At 62.2% G+C, this 15,477-nt stretch carries 16 protein-coding genes and 1 tRNA gene; 12 read left to right on the top strand and 5 right to left on the bottom strand.

All coding sequences use genetic code 11. From position 1 onward, the window contains the following. Nucleotides 1–97 precede the first annotated feature (97 nt). Nucleotides 98–171 (bottom strand) — tRNA-Gln (locus E9677_RS01505). 499 nt (nucleotides 172–670) lie between these two features. Between E9677_RS01505 and E9677_RS01500 the strand changes: the two genes are divergently transcribed. Genes E9677_RS01500 through E9677_RS01490 form a run of 3 tightly spaced genes read left to right on the top strand, consistent with a single transcriptional unit; the run spans nucleotide 671 to nucleotide 3,312 of the window. Continuing rightward, nucleotides 671–2,137, top strand: a complete 1,467-nt coding sequence (locus tag E9677_RS01500; RefSeq protein WP_456238976.1) for a Ppx/GppA phosphatase family protein — start codon at nucleotides 671–673, stop codon at nucleotides 2,135–2,137. 2 nt (nucleotides 2,138–2,139) lie between these two features. After that, a complete protein-coding gene (locus tag E9677_RS01495; RefSeq protein ID WP_136556332.1) occupies nucleotides 2,140–2,916 on the top strand; it encodes an RlmE family RNA methyltransferase in 777 nt (258 codons plus the stop codon). A gap of 12 nt (nucleotides 2,917–2,928) precedes the next feature. After that, entirely contained in the window at nucleotides 2,929–3,312 is a 384-nt protein-coding gene (locus E9677_RS01490; protein ID WP_136556331.1) for a VOC family protein, read from the top strand. Between the two features lie 13 nt (nucleotides 3,313–3,325). Here E9677_RS01490 and E9677_RS01485 read toward each other — a convergent pair whose 3' ends face one another. Beyond that, a complete protein-coding gene (locus E9677_RS01485; protein WP_136556330.1) occupies nucleotides 3,326–4,732 on the bottom strand; it encodes a DHA2 family efflux MFS transporter permease subunit in 1,407 nt (468 codons plus the stop codon). A 233-nt stretch (nucleotides 4,733–4,965) separates the two neighbouring features. Here E9677_RS01485 and E9677_RS01480 point away from each other — a divergent pair, with 233 nt between their 5' ends. Continuing rightward, the gene (locus tag E9677_RS01480; protein ID WP_136556329.1) at nucleotides 4,966–5,955 is read left to right on the top strand and encodes an MBL fold metallo-hydrolase; all 990 of its coding nucleotides are present in this window, start codon (nucleotides 4,966–4,968) and stop codon (nucleotides 5,953–5,955) included. A gap of 48 nt (nucleotides 5,956–6,003) precedes the next feature. Here E9677_RS01480 and E9677_RS01475 read toward each other — a convergent pair whose 3' ends face one another. After that, complete coding sequence (locus E9677_RS01475; RefSeq protein ID WP_136556328.1) at nucleotides 6,004–6,315, bottom strand: ATPase inhibitor subunit zeta; 312 nt, start codon at nucleotides 6,313–6,315, stop codon at nucleotides 6,004–6,006. 304 nt (nucleotides 6,316–6,619) lie between these two features. On the opposite strand from E9677_RS01475, the gene guaB reads away from it, so the two are divergent. From guaB to adhP, 5 genes are all read left to right on the top strand, one after another. Further along, a complete protein-coding gene (guaB, locus tag E9677_RS01470; RefSeq protein ID WP_136556327.1) occupies nucleotides 6,620–8,110 on the top strand; it encodes an IMP dehydrogenase in 1,491 nt (496 codons plus the stop codon). Then, the gene (locus E9677_RS01465) at nucleotides 8,107–8,673 is read left to right on the top strand and encodes a hypothetical protein (RefSeq protein WP_136556326.1); all 567 of its coding nucleotides are present in this window, start codon (nucleotides 8,107–8,109) and stop codon (nucleotides 8,671–8,673) included. Before guaB ends, E9677_RS01465 begins: the two co-directional genes overlap by 4 nt. A 22-nt stretch (nucleotides 8,674–8,695) precedes the next feature. Continuing rightward, complete coding sequence (locus tag E9677_RS01460; protein WP_136556325.1) at nucleotides 8,696–9,109, top strand: MAPEG family protein; 414 nt, start codon at nucleotides 8,696–8,698, stop codon at nucleotides 9,107–9,109. Nucleotides 9,110–9,200: 91 nt separating this feature from the next. Beyond that, a complete protein-coding gene (locus E9677_RS01455) occupies nucleotides 9,201–10,070 on the top strand; it encodes a dienelactone hydrolase family protein (RefSeq protein ID WP_136556324.1) in 870 nt (289 codons plus the stop codon). 161 nt (nucleotides 10,071–10,231) lie between these two features. After that, nucleotides 10,232–11,260, top strand: a complete 1,029-nt coding sequence (gene adhP / locus E9677_RS01450) for an alcohol dehydrogenase AdhP (RefSeq protein ID WP_136556323.1) — start codon at nucleotides 10,232–10,234, stop codon at nucleotides 11,258–11,260. A gap of 73 nt (nucleotides 11,261–11,333) precedes the next feature. Here adhP and E9677_RS01445 read toward each other — a convergent pair whose 3' ends face one another. Then, the gene (locus E9677_RS01445; protein ID WP_136556322.1) at nucleotides 11,334–11,789 is read right to left on the bottom strand and encodes a hypothetical protein; all 456 of its coding nucleotides are present in this window, start codon (nucleotides 11,787–11,789) and stop codon (nucleotides 11,334–11,336) included. 184 nt (nucleotides 11,790–11,973) lie between these two features. Here E9677_RS01445 and E9677_RS01440 point away from each other — a divergent pair, with 184 nt between their 5' ends. Further along, entirely contained in the window at nucleotides 11,974–13,113 is a 1,140-nt protein-coding gene (locus tag E9677_RS01440; RefSeq protein ID WP_136556321.1) for a DUF3734 domain-containing protein, read from the top strand. A gap of 137 nt (nucleotides 13,114–13,250) precedes the next feature. Further along, nucleotides 13,251–13,877 (top strand): TetR/AcrR family transcriptional regulator, encoded by a 627-nt coding sequence (locus tag E9677_RS01435; RefSeq protein WP_136556320.1) that lies wholly within the window; start codon nucleotides 13,251–13,253, stop codon nucleotides 13,875–13,877. An 18-nt stretch (nucleotides 13,878–13,895) separates the two neighbouring features. Here E9677_RS01435 and E9677_RS01430 read toward each other — a convergent pair whose 3' ends face one another. Further along, nucleotides 13,896–14,849 (bottom strand): LysR substrate-binding domain-containing protein, encoded by a 954-nt coding sequence (locus E9677_RS01430; protein ID WP_136556319.1) that lies wholly within the window; start codon nucleotides 14,847–14,849, stop codon nucleotides 13,896–13,898. A 193-nt stretch (nucleotides 14,850–15,042) separates the two neighbouring features. On the opposite strand from E9677_RS01430, the gene E9677_RS01425 reads away from it, so the two are divergent. Continuing rightward, nucleotides 15,043–15,354: a DUF1127 domain-containing protein gene (locus E9677_RS01425; RefSeq protein WP_136556318.1), complete on the top strand. Its 312-nt coding sequence runs from the start codon at nucleotides 15,043–15,045 to the stop codon at nucleotides 15,352–15,354. The last annotated feature ends 123 nt before the right edge of the window (nucleotides 15,355–15,477 follow it).

Below are 15,477 nucleotides of genomic sequence, written 5' to 3'. Positions count from 1 at the left end.
TCCGGTCGGCGTGCTCCGGAAAAGTGATGCGGCAAACTGTTCCGGTAGGGGGTTGCTCCGGTTGCCTAAGTCATTGAAAAATATGAAAAAAATAGTTTGGCTGGGGAACCTGGATTCGAACCAAGATTAACGGAGTCAGAGTCCGTCGTTCTACCGTTGAACTATTCCCCACCAGGGTATCGCCGCGGCGATCGGTGAGCGGGCTTATAGCCAAAACATCCGGCATTGCAAAGACTGATTTTCGAAAAAAATGCATGCGGGCCAGAAAGGGGGAGATGGATGTCGCGGCCGGCGGGCTAGGCGCGCGCCATTCTTCCTCTTCTCCCGCGTGGACGGCGCCTGAGACGGCCCCGCGTCGGCCCTGTGAAAAACCGTTTGGCGGCGGGGGCCGGCGCTGGTATGCTCCGCCCAACGAAACGAATGATGACACCAGCGGCATGCGTCGATCTTGGCGCCTTGCGCGGTGCAGTGGATAACTTCAGTGACAGACCCCAATCGCGGCGGACAGCCGAACAGCGAGGGGGCGTCGCCTGGCAAGCGCAAGGGCGGATCTCCCCGTCGGCGCGGCAAGGGCAAGAAGGCGGGACCGGTCAGCAACGGTCACGAGACTTCTGCCTCGGCAGGATCGGCAGTCGCGCCGGTCGCCGAGCGACGTTCCGAATCAGCCTTTGTGGATGGCCCCATCCGCAAGCGAAAGCGCCGCAGGCGTGGCAAGAGTGGCGGCCAGCCGCCTTCCGATCTCAATGGCATTTCGAATGGCAATGTCGAGCCGTCCGGCGGCGACACGAATGCGTCGACGGCTGTGCGCAACGATGCTGCGCGCATGGCAGGCGCAGACGGCGCCGCGTCGCTACTTCACGCCTCGTCTTCGCCGCAGACCGCCCCATCCGACCCGGCCGGCCATCGTCCCGGGCGCAAGCGCAAGCGCAATCGAAACCGCCATGCGGCACCCCAGAAGCCCGGGCAGGTGCGTCCGCTCGCGGGCTCCGAGCCGCCATCCGCCGGAAACGCCAAGACCCGCCGACCGGAACAGCAGGCCGCACCTGCCGCTGAGGCACGCGGTTCCGTCCATCTGCAAACACAGACGCGTGCCCTGGATCGGCCGCGCGCCTTCACCGACGGCGGCCCCGACGATCTCTATGCCGCCCTCGACCTCGGCACCAACAATTGCCGCCTGCTGATCGCCCAGCCGACGCGGCCCGGCCAGTTCCGTGTCGTCGATGCCTTTTCCCGCATCGTGCGTCTCGGCGAAGGTTTGGGGGCCACTGGGCGCCTCTCGCAGGATGCCATGGACCGTGCGGTCGATGCCCTGCGCGTCTGCGCGGCGAAGCTTTCCGGCCGTGACATCAGGCGCATGCGCCTGATTGCGACCGAAGCCTGCCGCGCGGCCGAAAACGGCGAGCTCTTTCTGGAGCGCGTTACGGGCGAAACAGGCCTGCAGCTCGAAATTATCAACAGGGAAACCGAGGCGCGTCTCGCCGTCTCCGGTTGTTCCTCTCTGGTCGGGCGCGAGGCCCGATCGGTGGTGCTCTTCGACATTGGCGGCGGCTCTTCCGAGATCGCCGTCATCAGGATCAACGACAACCGCTCCAGCCGGCTGGCCAATCACATCACCCATTGGACCTCGCTGCCGGTCGGCGTCGTCACGCTGTCCGAGCGACATGGTGGCCGTGACGTGACCCCGGATGTCTTCGAGGCCATGACCCGCGAAGTCGAAGGCATGCTGGCGAATTTCGATTGCCCCGACATTGCCCGCAGCCAGGATGATTTCCACCTGATCGGCACATCGGGAACGGTGACGACGCTCGCCGGCGTGCATCTCGACCTGCCGCGCTACGATCGCCGCAAGGTCGATGGCCTCTGGCTCTCCGATGCCGAAGTGACCGCGATGCAGGCGAAGCTCCTCTCATGGGATTACGCCGGCCGCGCCGCCAATCCCTGCATCGGGCCCGATCGTGCCGACCTCGTTCTGGCCGGCTGTGCGATCCTCGAAGCGATCCGCCGCCGCTGGCCGTCGAGCCGCATGCGCGTTGCCGATCGCGGCCTGCGTGAGGGCTTGCTGACCGACATGATGGCCGATGATGGCGTCTGGCGCCGTGGCCGCAACCGCCGTCCTCCAGTCTCCAGGGAGCGCTGACCATGGCAAAACCACCCGTCGCCGGTAACAGAACCGGCCGCAAACTCGGCCAGAAGGTCAAGAAGGGCAAGCTCAAGGCCTCGTCCAGGCGCTGGCTTGAGCGGCACATCAACGACCCTTATGTCCAGCGGGCCAAGCTCGAGGGCTACCGCGCCCGCGCAGCCTTCAAGCTGCTGGAGATCGACGAGAAGCATCAGGTCCTGAAGGGCGCCAAGCGCATCATCGACTTAGGCGCTGCCCCCGGCAGCTGGTCGCAGATCGCAGCCAAGGTCACTGATTCCACCGATGACGACATCCGCGTTGCGGCGATCGACTTCCTGGAAATGGCGCAGATCCCGGGCGTGACGATCCTGCAGCTCGACTTTCTCGATCCGGACGCCCCGCGCCAGCTGATCGAGGCCGTCGGCGGCACACCCAATCTCGTTTTGTCCGATATGGCGGCCCCCACCACCGGACACCAGAAAACCGACCATATCCGCACCATGCATCTGTGCGAGGTGGCCGCCCACTTCGCCGTCGAGGTTCTGGCCGAGGGCGGGCATTTCCTCGCCAAGACTTTCCAGGGCGGCACGGAAAAGGAGCTGCTCAACATGTTGAAGCAGAATTTCCGCCAGGTCCTGCACATCAAGCCGGCGTCGTCGCGGCAGGAATCGGTCGAGATGTTCCTGCTGGCAAAAGGCTTCAAGGGCCGCAACGGACCGGGCATCGTCGAACTCGACGAGGAAGGTTTCGCCCGCGATCCGCGGGAGGACATGCCCGCCGACGAAGATCAAGATTGAGGCGCGGGCGGCATGTTCAGCTACATAACTCTCGGCACTGACGATGTTGAGCGCGCGGCGCGCTTCTATGACCCGGTCATGGCGACACTCGGCCTTATCCGGGGTGCAACCGAATCCGACGAGGTCGGTTATGGCGTCCCCGGTGACAGTCGTTGCCGCTTCTGGGTTACCCGCCCCTATGACGGCAAGCCCTCCACTGTCGGCAATGGCTCGATGCCCTGCTTTGAGGCGACCACCCGTGCGGCTGTAGATGCCTTCCACGCTGCAGCACTTGCCCATGGCGGATCCGACGAGGGCGCGCCCGGCATCCGCTCCCATCATCCGAATTTCTATGCCTGCTACGTGCGTGATCCCGATGGCAACAAGCTCTCGGCCCTTTGCGAGCGGCCAGAGTGACTATTCTACGTGACTATTTCACGCTGATTGTCTCGTCCTCGGGCACACGCCGATAGCCCGAAACGGCCGACCCGACATCGCGCGGCAGTCCGAAGAAGGGCAGGATCGCGAAGACCGATAGTCCCGCGACGATCGCAAAGGCGAGGTGGAAATCGCCGAGCGACAGCGTTTCCCCCGACATCCGCGTGCTCGCCTCCAGGATCGAAGCCGCTGCCGCCACTCCGATTGCCAGGCTCACCTGCTGCAGAACCGATGTGAGTGAAGTGGCCTGCGACGCGGCACGGTCTTCGATCTCGGCATAACCCAGCGTGTTCACCCCGGTGAAAAAGAAGGAGCGGCAGAAACCGCCGAGGAGCAGGATCGCCATGATCAGCACGATCGGTGTCGCAGGCGTAAAGACTGCGTTCGCACCCGTCGTGATCGCCCCGAAGATGCCGGCGAGGATCAGCACGTTGCGAAATCCGACAGCCGCAAAGGCCCGCCTTGCGATGAACTTGGTGGAGATCGCGCCGACGGCAGCGATGAAGGTCGTCATCCCGGACTCGAAAGCCGACATGCCGAAACCGAGTTGGAGCATCAAGGGCAAGAGGAAGGGCGTGGCGCCGGCGGCGATGCGAAACAGCGTGCCGCCGATGATCGAGGCGCGGAAGCTACGATTGGCAAACAGCGTAAGGTCGAGCAGCGGTGCCGGGTGCCGTCGCGCATGGATCACATAGAGGATCATCGACAGGATCCCGGCGACGGTCGCCGCCGCGCCGACCCAAACAGGGAGGGCCGGTAGGCTCATGACGGAAAGCCCGAAGACGAGACCGGATGCAGCACAAGCGCTCAGCAGGAAACCTTTCCAGTCGATCCGCCCCGTCTCGATTGGCTGGATCTCGGGCAGGTAGATGCTTGATAACCACAGGCCCAGGAGCCCGATCGGGATGTTGATCAGGAAGATCCAATGCCAGCTGAAGAACGTCGTGATGAAGCCGCCGACGGGCGGGCCGGTGATCGGACCGAGCAGGGCCGGAATGGTGAGAAGCGCCATGGCCGAGACAAGGTCGCTTTTCTTCGTCGTGCGCAGGAGAACGAGACGCCCGACCGGCGTCATCATCGCCCCGCCCATGCCCTGCAGGAAACGCGCGGCCACGAAGGTGACGAGCGAGTCCGAGATGGCGCAAAACAGCGAGCCCAACATGAAGACGACGATCGCCGCGCGGAATACCCGCTTGGCGCCGTATCGGTCCGCCATCCAGCCGCTCACCGGAATGAAGATCGCGAGCGCCACCATATAGGAGGTGACCGCCAGCTTCAGCGTGATCGGGCCGACGCCGAGATCCTTGGCGATCGTCGGCAAGGCCGTGGCGATGACGGTGGAGTCCATCTGCTCCATGAAGAGTGCGACGGCGAGGATCAGAGGCGTGATGCGGTTCATCGGCATTCCGGACGGGACGGCGCTGGGCGTGACGACTTCTAGCCGTTCTGCGATCCCAGGCAATCGATCTTGCAGTTCATTGCGCAAAAACAAGGGGAGGGCAGACCTTCGGGTTCCGCTGTTCCAGGCTTTTGCCATCACGATGGTGTGAGAGAGCTTTCCGCCGCTGGCCCACCGCCTATTTGCGGTGCAGCCCGCGATACGGGCGGAGGATTTTTTCCGAGGAGATTTGGATGATTTCGATCAAGAGACGTATGCTTCTCGGTGGTGCCGGTGTAGCTCTGGCATCCCCGATGATCATGACCCGGGCCGCCATTGCACAGCAGTCGGGCGCCGAGACTTCGATGGATATCGACCACGCCATGCCGCCAGAAACCCATCGGTTCAACGTCGGAAAATTCGAGGTGCTCGTGGTCAAGGACGGCGCCCGCGCCTCCGGAAGCCCGCAGGAGACCTTCGGCACCAATCAGAGCGTGGAAACCGTTGGTGCTCTGCTGGAGGCCAATTTCCTTCCCGCCGACAATTTCGTGAACAGCTTCGCGCCGGTCCTGGTCAACACGGGTTCAGATGTCATCCTGTTCGACACCGGCCTCGGCGAAGGTGGTCGCGCGAATGGCCTCGGACGGTTCATGGAAGGTTTGACGGCCGCCGGCTACAAGCGCGAAGACGTGACGACGGTTGTGCTCACCCACATGCATGGCGACCATATCGGCGGCCTGATGGAAGGCGGACAGCCGGCCTTCCCGAATGCGCGTTATGTCACCGGCCAGGCCGAATATGACTTCTGGGCAGATCCGGCCCGCGTCGGCACGCCGGCCGAGAACGGTCACAAGGGTGTTCTGGCCAATGTCACACCGATGGCTGAAAAGATGACCTTCATCGGTGACGGTGGAGAAGTCGTCTCCGGCATCACCGGCATGGCAGCTTTTGGCCACTCGCCTGGCCACATGATCTACCGCCTGGAATCGGAAGGCCGCCAGCTGGTTCTCACCGCGGATACGGCAAACCACTTCGTGCTGTCGCTCCAGCGGCCGGATTGGGAAGTGCGCTTCGACATGGACAAGGCAGCCGCCGCAGCGACCCGCGCCAAGGTCTTCGATATGCTCGCGACCGACAAGCTCGCCTTCCTCGGCTACCACATGCCGTTCCCGGCGGTGGGCTTCGTCGAAAAGATCGATCAGGGCTACCGTTTCGTGCCCAAGGCTTATCAGTTCGACATCTGACGATACGAAGAGGGGCCGCGCGGGAGCGTCGGCCCCTTCACTTCTCGCTCACTGCCCGGCGAAGATCTCGTCGGTTGCCTGTTCTATGAAGTGATGAATGCGGCTGTCGATATCTGCATCGCTCACGGCGACACCGGCCGTGCAGAAGTCCTGGCGCAACTGCTCCAGAAGCCTGTGCGGTTCGACGACCTGCTTGACGGCGACGGTGCGCGCATAGGCTTCGACATCGTCGAGACCCATCGTATAGGCGGCCCAGCGGCCGACCATCTTGCTGCCGCGCACGCGAGCCTTGAACTGGATCTCCGCCTGACGGGCGAACTGGTTTTCGAGTGCCTGGGCACGCTTCTTCAATGCGGTCATGGACGATCCCCTACGTCTTCTTGATTGTTTTTATGCCCCCAGCCCCTGAGAACACGTCCCTTATATAAGCGATGACTTCAGAGACCGTGTAGCAGCTGATTAAAATTCGAATGATTGTCGATTTTTCTGTATGCGCCGCGCAGCAAGCCGGGAAGGCGGGAACAGCGCCGCGTTTTGCTATTCCCTTCCTGTCATGAACGTGTTACCAGCCCTCGCCAACTTCCAAGCATTTCATGCAGAAGCGACCGAACGGGCTTTCCCGTTTTCCGGGCGGATTCTGCCTATTCAAACGAAGGAATTGGCAATGGCACGCATCGTAATGTCGGCAACAGGCGCAGAAGCGCTCACCTTTGACGACGTCCTCCTGCAGCCGGGGCACTCTGAAGTGATGCCGGGGCAGACCAATATCGCGACGCGGATTGCCCGGGACATCGAACTCTCACTGCCGATTCTCTCCTCCGCCATGGATACGGTCACCGAAAGCCGCCTCGCGATCGCCATGGCCCAGGCCGGCGGCATCGGCGTCATCCACCGCAACCTGACCCCCATCGAACAGGCCGAAGAAGTTCGCCAGGTGAAGAAGTTCGAAAGCGGCATGGTCGTCAATCCTGTCACGATCGGCCCCGAGGCGACACTCGCCGAGGCCAAGGCGCTGATGGGTGCGCATGGCATTTCCGGCATCCCGGTTGTCGAAGGCGCCAGCCGTCCCGGCCGCCTCGTCGGTATCCTGACGAATCGCGACGTGCGCTTCGCCTCCGATCCGAGCCAGAAGATCTACGAGCTCATGACCCGCGAAAACCTCATCACGGTGAAGGACGGCGTCGACCAGCAGGAGGCCAAGCGCCTGCTGCACTCCCACCGCATCGAGAAACTGCTGGTGGTCGACAATGAAGGCCGCTGCGTCGGTCTGATCACCGTCAAGGATATCGAGAAGTCGCAGCTGAACCCGCATGCCGCCAAGGACGCCCAGGGTCGTCTGCGCGTCGCGGCCGCCATCTCCACCGGTGACGACGGTGTCGAGCGCGCCGAGCGCCTGATCGACGCGGGCTGCGACGTCATCGTCGTCGATACCGCCCACGGCCATAGCCAGAAGGTTCTGGATGCGGTTGCCCATGTGAAGAAGATGTCGAACGCGATCCGTATCATCGCCGGCAACGTCGCCACGAGCGAGGGCACGCGCGCCCTGATCGATGCCGGCGCTGACTGCATCAAGGTCGGTATCGGCCCGGGCTCGATCTGCACCACCCGCGTCGTCGCCGGCGTTGGCGTTCCGCAGCTCGCAGCCGTCATGGCCGCCGTCGAGGAAGGCAACAAGCACGACATTCCTGTCATCGCCGATGGTGGCATCAAGTTTTCGGGCGACGTGGCCAAGGCCATTGCTGCCGGCGCCTCGGCCGTCATGGTCGGCTCGCTGCTCGCGGGCACCGATGAGAGCCCGGGCGAGGTCTACCTCTACCAGGGCCGCTCCTTCAAGGCCTATCGCGGCATGGGCTCCGTCGGCGCCATGGCGCGCGGCTCGGCCGATCGCTACTTCCAGGCCGAAGTGCGCGACACGCTGAAGCTTGTGCCCGAGGGCATCGAAGGCCAGGTTCCCTACAAGGGTCCGGTCTCGGCCGTCCTGCACCAGCTCGCCGGTGGTCTGAAGGCCGCCATGGGTTATGTCGGCGGCAAAGACATCAAGGACTTTCAGGAAAAGGCGACCTTCGTGCGCATTTCCGGAGCGGGCCTTCGCGAAAGCCACCCGCATGGTGTGACGATCACCCGCGAAAGCCCCAACTATCCGGGCGCCGCATGATCCTGGGGCCGTTGCCGGGACCTATCAAGGCGCCGCTCCTCTGGGCGAGCGGCGTCTTCTCGGCCGCGCTGCTCGCGTGGATGAACCTTGGCTTTGCATCCCGCTTTGCTGAATTGACCGGCGGGAGGTCGCTGCCCGATCTCGATATCGAGAGCACGGGGGAGGGGCTGCTCGCCCTCACGGGCGTGCTGGAGACGAGGCCAGAGGCAGCCGAGCTTCTTCGGAGCATGTATCTCGGCCCCGACCTTTTCCTTCCGGCTTTTCTCGGCCTCTTCCTCGTCCTGCTGATGCGTCGGGTGGCACCCGGTTCTGGCCTTTATGGCCGCCCGGCCGAACGCTTGCTGCCCGCGCTGCTTTCCCTGCCGATCGCCTATATCGTCGTCGATTATGCTGAAAACATTGCCAGCCTCATGCTCTTCCCACCGTCTATACCACTGCCGGAAACAGCGAACCTGCTGGCGGAAGTGCTGGCCTGGCTGACACGTGTAAAGTTTGCCGCACTCGTCATCTCGGGCATTCTGGTGCTACGTTTGGCCTTCGGCCCGAAGCACAACCACGCATGAATTTTAAGGACGTCCTTTTCAGATGACCGGTTTTGAAATGTTCTGGCCCATGGTGGCCCATGCCTTCCTCGTCTTCTGCCTTTATGCCCTTCTCGTCGTCCGCCGCGCCGCCGTGGTGCGCGCCGGCAAGGTCGAGCGCATCGCTTTCCGCGAGAACCTGGCCGAGCCGGAAGAGAGCCGCGTGGTCAACAAGGCGATCGCCAATCAGTTCGAGCTGCCCGTCCTCTTCTACGCCGTGTCCGTCCTGCTGTTCATGACCGAGGCGGACAACTTCGTCGCCGTGGTCCTGGCCTGGTTCTTCGTCGTGGCACGCTATGTCCAGGCCGCGATGCAGCTGAGCGGCAACCTGCCCCTCCGTCGCCTCTCCTTCATGCTGGGCTTCGTGGCTCTCTTCCTGATGTGGCTGTGGCTTGTCGCCTGGATGGCGACCAGCTGACGCCTTCAGCCTTCACGGCAACGTGTGTGGGCGGAATGGACCCCGGCGCTATCTTTCGGAGGCATCCAATCCGTCCCCCGAGGAGAGTGTCATGTCGAAGCCCGAAATCACACAAGGTATGATCGATGCCTATGATGAATACACCCACCTGACCCTCGACCGTCGCGGCTTCATGCAGAAGCTGACGGCGCTCGCCGGCGCCGCCGCCGCCGCCATCATGCCGATGCTGGCGGCCAATCAGGCCAATGCGGCCATCGTGGAAGAAAACGACGCGCGCCTCGATCTGCAAGACGTGACCTACCCCGGTGCTGCGGGCGAGATGAAAGGTTATCTCGCAATCCCGAAGGACGCTGCTGACAAGCTGCCGGCCGTGATCGTCATTCACGAGAACCGTGGCCTCAATCCGCATATCCGCGATGTCGCCCGTCGCATGGCGCTGGAAGGCTTCGTCGCACTCGCGCCCGATTTTCTGTCGCCCAATGGCGGCACGCCGGCCAATGAGGACGAGGCGCGCAACATGTTCCAGTCGCTCGACATGGCCGGTGCCACGGCCAATGGCGAGGCGACGCGCGCCTTCCTTGCCGGGCATGAGAAGACCAATGGCAAGGTCGGCGCGATCGGCTTCTGCTGGGGTGGCGGTATGGTCAATCGCATGGCGGTTGCCTCTCCGGAGCTTGGCGCCGGCGTCGCCTATTACGGCTCGCAGGCCCCGGCCGATCAGGTGCCGTCGATCACGGCGCCGCTGATGCTGCACTATGCGAGCCTCGACGAGCGCATCAATGCCGGCATCGACGCCTACAAGGCGGCCCTCGACGCCAATGGCAAGACCTACGAACTGCACATGTATGAGGGCGTGAACCATGCCTTCAACAACGACACCTCGTCGGCGCGCTACGACAAGGCCGCAGCCGACCTCGCCTGGTCGCGCACGGTCGAGTTCCTCAAGAAGAACCTCGCTTGATCGAGAGGCGGGGAGCTCTGAGGCTCCCCGCCTTCCATGACATTTGCATGAAATCCATCGACGCTTTGACACCGATCAAACCGCCGCACGTCATCCGCGCATAACGTCTCTCCATGCCCGCCGGCACACGCGCCGCGCGCAAACAAGCGAGGGAGAGTGATATGGCATCGATGATGAAGGCTGCGGTGGTCCGCGAATTCGGCAAGCCGCTGGTAATCGAAGAATGGCCGATCCCGGATCCAGGTCCTGGCCAGATCCTCGTCAAGTATGAGGCGACGGGCGTCTGCCACACCGACCTGCATGCAGCTAATGGCGACTGGCCGGTCAAGCCCAGCCCGCCCTTCATTCCCGGACATGAGGGCGTCGGCTACGTCGCCAAGCTCGGTGCCGGCGTCTCCCGCATCAAGGAAGGCGACCGCGTCGGCGTGCCATGGCTGCACACGGCCTGCGGCTGCTGCAATCCGTGCCGCACCGGCTGGGAAACGCTGTGCGGTAGCCAGCAGAACACTGGCTATTCAGTAAACGGCACCTTCGCCCAATACGGTCTGGCCGATCCCGATTTCGTCGGCCGCCTCCCGGACAATCTGGAATTCGGCGCCGCGGCTCCCATTCTCTGTGCCGGCGTCACTGTCTACAAGGGATTGAAGGAAACCGAAGTGAAGCCCGGCGAATGGGTCGTCATTTCCGGAATCGGCGGTCTTGGCCATATGGCCGTGCAATATGCCAAGGCCATGGGCATGCATGTGGTCGCAGCCGACATTCACGAAGACAAGCTGAAGCTCGCCACGGATCTCGGCGCCGATGTCGTGGTCAATGGCAAGGCTGCGGACGCCATCGAGCAGGTGCAGAAGGCAACGGGTGGCGTGCATGGCGCTCTCGTGACAGCCGTGTCGCCCCAGGCCATGGAGCAGGCCTATGGCTTCCTGCGCTCCAAAGGCACGATGGCCCTGGTCGGCCTGCCACCGGGCTTCATTTCGCTGCCGGTCTTCGAGACCGTCCTGAAGCGCATTACCGTGCGTGGCTCGATCGTCGGCACCCGTCAGGATCTCGAGGAAAGCCTGCAGTTTGCCGGCGAAGGCAAGGTCGCGTCGCATTTCAGCTGGGACAAGCTGGAGAACATCAACGCCATCTTCGAGCGCATGAAAGAGGGCAAGATCGACGGCCGTATCGTTCTGGATCTCACAGCCTGATCTGCACATTCGACACGTCAAGACGGCGCGGCAGGTCCGCGCCGTTTCAGTGTTCGGCATCCGTAGCCGCGTGTTACTCCGCCGCCTGGATCGTGATGATCTTGGCCTCGATCTCGTTGCAGCCGTCATCGAGGCAAACGGCACTCATCCAGACTTCGCCGCTGCCGAACATCACGCCGTCGCCGTTGACGAAGAGGTTTCCATAGTCCTGGTTGACGATCACCTCGACAATGTCAGGCGTAAAGATGTCGCCGTAATATTCCTCCAGATCCTCTGCCTGGCGAAGCGTCTTGCGCTTGCCGTCGATGGAGACGGTGATCGGATAGGAGATGAAGGCGGATACCGCGATCGAATCTTCGTCGGCAACACGCTGTTGGAGGTCGGCAATCGTGCTCCGGAAGATCTGGGGATCTCCGAGCAGGGCTTCGATCTGCTGGTCGATGTCAGCCTCGTCGGCGGAGCTCGGCGCTGGAAAGAACAGGGTCGCGCCGACGAGCAGGGTGGCAAGGGTGGCTCTGGAACGCATCATCGTTTTTCCTGTCATGAGAACGTGTGGCCCTTCATAATCTGGAAATCGAAGCGCGCATTGCATTTATTTTGGGTCGAATGCGAAGAAAGCGCTGCAATTGTGAACGCTGCGTGAAGCCGTACGCACTGGCAGAGAGCCTTGAACAGGCCTATCTATTGCACTGCAGCAATGATTGGGCAGGCAGATGGCAGAGACAGGCACAAACGCGGCGACCGATCGCATCTTCGTTTTTCAGGGCGGCGGGGCACTCGGAGCCTACCAGGCGGGTGCTTACGAGGCCCTGCATGAGAACGACGTCGAGCCGGATTGGCTGGCCGGAATCTCCATCGGTGCCATCAATGCGGCGATCATTGCGGGAAGTCCGCGTGAGCGGCGGATCGCCAATCTGCGCGACTTCTGGCAGACAGTGTCGTCGGGTTTCGACTTCGGCTGGCCGACAGAAGACAATTCGTTGCGACGCATCCAGAACGATGCGGCCGCGCTCGTCGCCACCGCCTTCGGCATTCCCGGCTTCTTTTCACCCCGCCTGCCGACACCGCAGCAGCTTTTTACCAATCCGGACGTGCGTGTCAGTGCCTATGACACTGAGCCACTGATGAAGACCCTCGACCGTCTGGTGGATTTCGAATTGCTCAACGATTGTCAGACCCGTCTGAGCCTCGGTGCCGTCGAAATTCGCTCCGGCAACTTCGCCTATTTCGACAACCGTAAAACCAAGCTCGATGCCCGTCATGTCGCGGCGTCCGGCGCTTTGCCGCCCGGCTTTCCGCCGATCGAGATCGACGGCCGGCATTATTGGGACGGGGGCCTCGTCTCGAATACGCCGCTGCAACATGTGCTCAACGTCAACGATGCCTCGCGCGATCTGGAGATCTTCCAGGTCGACCTCTTTAACGCACGGGGCGACATGCCCCGCGACCAGTTCGAGGTGGAGAGCCGCATAAAGGAAATCCGCTACTCCAGCCGGACCCGCATGAACACCGACGATTTCGCCAGGCGTCAGATCGTCCGCCGCGCCGCCAAGCGCCTCCTGGAAAGATTGCCGCCGGAGTTCCAGGATGACGAGGATGCGAAGATCCTCCGTTCCATCGGCCACGAATACGACGTGACGATCGTGCATCTCATCCATCGCCGTGCCTCGCATGCCACCCATGCCATGGACGTGGAATTTTCCCGTCGTTCGATCGAGGAACACTGGAAGGCGGGTTATGACGACGCGAGCTATACCCTGAAGCATCCGAAGTGGCGCAATCGTGGCCGCCCCAAGGACGGCATCCAGACCTTCGACCTGGCGCGAGAGCGACATCTTCAGGTGGTCGGTTGACGTCGAGACGCACCATTTTTGTGTGAAATCGTCCAATCATGGGGCAGACGGAAATCGTTAACGATTTGGCCAGACCCCTGGCCTATTGCCATGACATCTGTCGGCGGCCATGAAGGCCGCCGCGCTCGGGGAATGCAATGAACGATCAGATGGTGGAGGGGCGGCTTCAGTTGCGCAAGAAGCCGCAACAGGAACGAAGCATCCAGCGACTGGAGGCGATCCTGGAGGCGGCGGTCGAGCTCTTCCTGGAGAAGGGCATCACCGAGACCACCATGAGCGAGGTCGCTCAACGGGCGGGAATTTCAATCGGCTCGCTCTATCAGTTTTTTCCGCAGAAGGCTGCGATCATCAAAGCACTGCATGACCGCTTTTCGGCACGGCTGGATGGATTTATCCGACAGATTTTTCTGGGGGTCGATACGTTGGAGGAGGCCTCTGAACGCGCAGCTGGCAGCCTGATCGAACTTTATGCCCTATTCCGCCAAGAACGGATCTACATGACTCTGTGGCAAGCGATCGTGGCGGATCGTGACCTGAGCCAGATATCCGCCGACTACCATGAATATGTCATTGCGTGTTTCTATCGCGATCTGTCGCATCTCGTTCCCGAAAGCGATTATCCGCGATTCTGTGTCAACCTGAAGCTGATGATCCTCGCGACCGGCGAAGTCATCCGCTACACCACGCAGCAGGAAGAAGACGTCGCGCGCGAACACCTTGATCAGTGGCGTCGCATTCTGCGAGTGTCCCTGTTCGCCTATTGAGCAGTATCGTCGGCCGCGTTACCAGCCAGGGATCATGTTGCCGGCACGAAGGCGCGGATAATAGCGTGAATAGGTCTTCGGCTCGCCGTCCATGTCGTCTTCCACCTGTGCTGGCGTGATGTTGTCGAGGCAGGCGGTGATATGGTCCGTGATTGCGTTGACCAGTGAGGTCGAAAGACCCGGCCGCTTCATAAGGCCGATCTGCACCGGTGGCAGCGGTGGAAAGCCATCATTCGCCGTCAGCACCTTCATGCCAGTCCGAAGTGCCGATTCCGGCAGGATCGAGACCGCCATACCGGCGAGGACAGCAGCCGCCACGACGGTTGAGGACCAGCTGGTGAACAGGATCTGATAGTTGCGACCATCCGCGTCCAGCGCCGAACAGGCGAGCTGGCGCCACTGGCAGTCACGCCGCCCGACAGCGAGCGGAACGGGTGCATCATCCTTCAGCGGATGGTTGGCCGATCCGACCCAGCAGAGCGGCTCGGTGCGCACCACATCGGACTGCCGCAGCAGCGGGTTGTGCGTCACCAGCGCGATGTCCAGCTCGCCCTTGGCCATCTTGTCGGCGAGGTCCATCGAGGGTTCGCAGACGATGTAGAGCTCGACATTCGGGTGCGTCTTGGCAAAACGCCCGATGATCTCTGGCATGTAACGGTCGGCATAATCATCCGGCGTCCCGATGCGGAGCGTGCCTTCCAGCCTATTGTCGTCGAAGGCGGCCATCGCCTCCGAATTCAATCGGATGATCCTGCGCGCATAGTTGAGCAGCTTGTCGCCATCGGCCGTCAGGCGGTTGCCGCGCCCGTCCTTGATGAAGAGCTGCTTGCCGACCCGTTCCTCGAGCCGGCGCATCTGCATGGAAACGGCCGATTGGGTCTTGAACACGCGACCGGCCGCCTTGGTGAAGCTGCCTGTGTCCACAATGGCGATGAAGGTCTGCAACTGATCGATATCGAGTGGGGCCGACATGGGAGGTCATCCATCAGAAGGGTTGATGACTACCATTAGAAACATTCGTTGGACTGATCAATATCCTTTTGCGATCTTCATTCTCGTAATCCTCACCGACCGGTTTCCGGCCAAGCTTCCACCTCCAACCCTCATCGCCTATCCGCTTTCGCGGACGGGGCTATCTTCTCGTGCCCGCTGAAAGGACACTGCCATGCGCACGAACGATCGGATCCTCGACTTTGACCTCGACCTCGCCGTTGAACGGCCGAGCCAGACGCTTGCCGCGCGTCTCGCCCGCCTCAACCGGTGGTTCGGATCCCTTCGCGTTGCGCTGCGCAATCGTCTTGCCGCGAACAGCCTCGCCGATCTCGACGAGCGCCTTTTGAACGACCTCGGCCTGAGCCGCGGGGAGGTTCAGGATGTGCTGCGCCGACACGGCTACACTGACGATCCTTCGCTGCAGCTGACCCGTCTCGCACGCCGCCGTGCCGAGCAGTCCCTGCGCGGCCAGAAGTTCGACTGAGCCCACTTCCATCCCCGCAGGGTGACAGCCAATAGCCCTGCCTCTTGCCCGGTCCCAATTATTTTGGACCGGGCTTTTTTGTGAATGCTAAAATAAACATATGCGTTGTGGAATATGCCGGGA

The sequence above is a fragment of the Peteryoungia rhizophila genome (genome assembly GCF_004912145.1).
GTDB classification, from domain to species: domain Bacteria; phylum Pseudomonadota; class Alphaproteobacteria; order Rhizobiales; family Rhizobiaceae; genus Allorhizobium; species Allorhizobium rhizophilum.
This window is presented reverse-complemented; position numbering and strand designations above follow the sequence as displayed.